The organism is Streptomyces sp. AF1A (assembly GCF_047340315.1).
GTDB lineage: Bacteria > Actinomycetota > Actinomycetes > Streptomycetales > Streptomycetaceae > Streptomyces.
Genome location: NZ_JBLEBI010000371.1, coordinates 1 through 1,663 on the forward strand (window position 1 = coordinate 1; position 1,663 = coordinate 1,663).

3 protein-coding genes are annotated in these 1,663 nt (G+C 73.9%); 1 reads left to right on the top strand and 2 read right to left on the bottom strand.

Annotated features, from left to right (window positions below; all coding sequences use genetic code 11):
- Window positions 1-237: hypothetical protein (locus tag ACLU3S_RS36905; RefSeq protein WP_413956340.1), on the top strand; the 237-nt coding region annotated here is incomplete at its 5' end.
- Between the two features lie 94 nt (window positions 238-331).
- Here the strand turns inward: ACLU3S_RS36905 and ACLU3S_RS36910 are convergent.
- Window positions 332-1,141 carry an RDD family protein gene (locus tag ACLU3S_RS36910; RefSeq protein WP_413956341.1) on the bottom strand — a complete coding sequence of 270 codons (810 nt, stop codon included), beginning with the start codon at window positions 1,139-1,141 and terminating at the stop codon, window positions 332-334.
- 74 nt (window positions 1,142-1,215) lie between these two features.
- On the bottom strand, window positions 1,216-1,663 hold a 448-nt coding region (locus ACLU3S_RS36915; RefSeq protein ID WP_413956342.1), incomplete at its 5' end, for an RDD family protein.

A 1,663-nucleotide genomic window follows, 5' to 3' on the forward strand; every position in this document is an offset into this window, starting at 1 on the left:
ATGCCTCGTCCGACTGCCGCACAGCTCGCCTACGGTTCGTGCACCGTGATCTTCTCGACGCTCGCCATGCTGCTGCTGTCCCAGACGAGTTCGGGCCTCGCAATCGCCGTCATCGCCCTCGCGGCACTCGCGCTGGGCGTGCTGGTCGCCATGACGGTGCCCGCGACCGCGGCGCGCGCCGCCACCGCGCCCGCCGAGGCGGTGGCGGACGAGGAACGCGTCCCCACGACGCTGTGACCCGGGTGCGGGTGCGCCCGGGACGTACGAGAGCGGCGGGTCCGTGACGCACACGGAGTCGCCGCTCGGCCGCGGGCGCCCGGGGTGACTCGGCTCAACCGGTGCTGACCACCACCGTCTTGGCCGCCTTGTCGTGCAGACCCTGCTTGTAGGGCTTGTCGAAGAAGCTCCAGCCACCGCAGACGGCCGTCCAGACGCAGGCGCAGCAGAAGGCGAACGGCACCCACAGCACGAGGGCGCGGATCAGCGAGGTCTGCACCGCGGGGGTGGCGCCGTCGTCCAGGTTGGCCACCCGCATCCGCAGCCATTTCTTGCCGAGGGTCTGCCCCGACGTAGTGATCATGAAGGTGTCGTAGGCCACGTAGAGGACGGCCGCGATGACGGACTGCGCGACGGACCGGCCGACCTCCATGCGGTCGCCGTTCACCGCGTACTCGCGCACGCCGAACGCCCACGTGAGCAGCCAGACGACGATGCCGACCAGGATCATGTCGATGATGCGCGCGAGCGTCCGCTTGCCGCTGTCGGCGAGCGGGGGCATGCCGGCGAGCGGGTCGGCGGGGTAGCCGCCGGCGCCGTAGGGGCCGCCGCCGTAGGGCCCTCCCCCGGGGGGAGGGGGTTGCCCGCCGCCGTAGGGCCCTCCCCCTGGGGGTTGCCCGCCGCCGTACGGTCCTCCCCCGGAGGGAGGGGGTTGCCCGCCGCCGTACGGTCCTCCCCCGGAGGGAGGGGGTTGCCCGCCGCCGTACGGGGGTTGCTGCCCACCGCCGGGCGGCGGGGGCTGCTGGGCGCCGCCGTACGGGGCGTCGTACGGCGAGCCCGGCCCCTGGTCCGACGGGGGCCGCTTCCTGAGCGGATCGTCCTCGGGGGGCTGCTCTCCGGAGCCGGGGGGCGGTTCGCTGGTCATGGCCCGAGTGGAACCCGAGTCTCCCGGCTGCGCATCCGACGGGCGGCCGTAAGGGGGACGCGCCCGTCACCCGGTCAGCCCGCGACGAACGTGTGGGCCGCCTTGTCGTGCCAGCACTGCCGCCAGGGCCGGTCGAACAGGCACCACAGCACGCCCACGACCCCGATGCCGAGCAGCCCCAGGACGCTGTAGACCAGCCAGCGGCGCAGCGCGGGGCCGAACGTCGGCGGCTCGTGCGCCTCGATGTCCCGCACCTCCAGTCCGCACAGCTTCTTGCCGAGGGTGCGGCCCCACTTGACGGTGGGCAGCACCTCGTAGACGACGCCGGACAGGAGCAGAACGGCGAGGACGACGCCGAGGCAGGTGCCGGTCGTGCCGTCGAGCAGCCAGACGGTGACCTCGCGGCCGGACAGCTTGGCCGCGTCGACCTTCTGCTGGATGTGGTCGACCGCCCTGGTGCCGAGCGGGACGGCCGCGGCGGCGGTGACGGCGCCCACCACCAGGCCGTCGACCAGCCGGGCG

Bases quoted from the DNA above. Each gene is read 5' to 3' on its own strand.
- ACLU3S_RS36910 (WP_413956341.1), bottom strand. From the start codon at position 1,141: ATGACCAGCGAACCGCCCCCCGGCTCCGGAGAGCAGCCCCCCGAGGAC.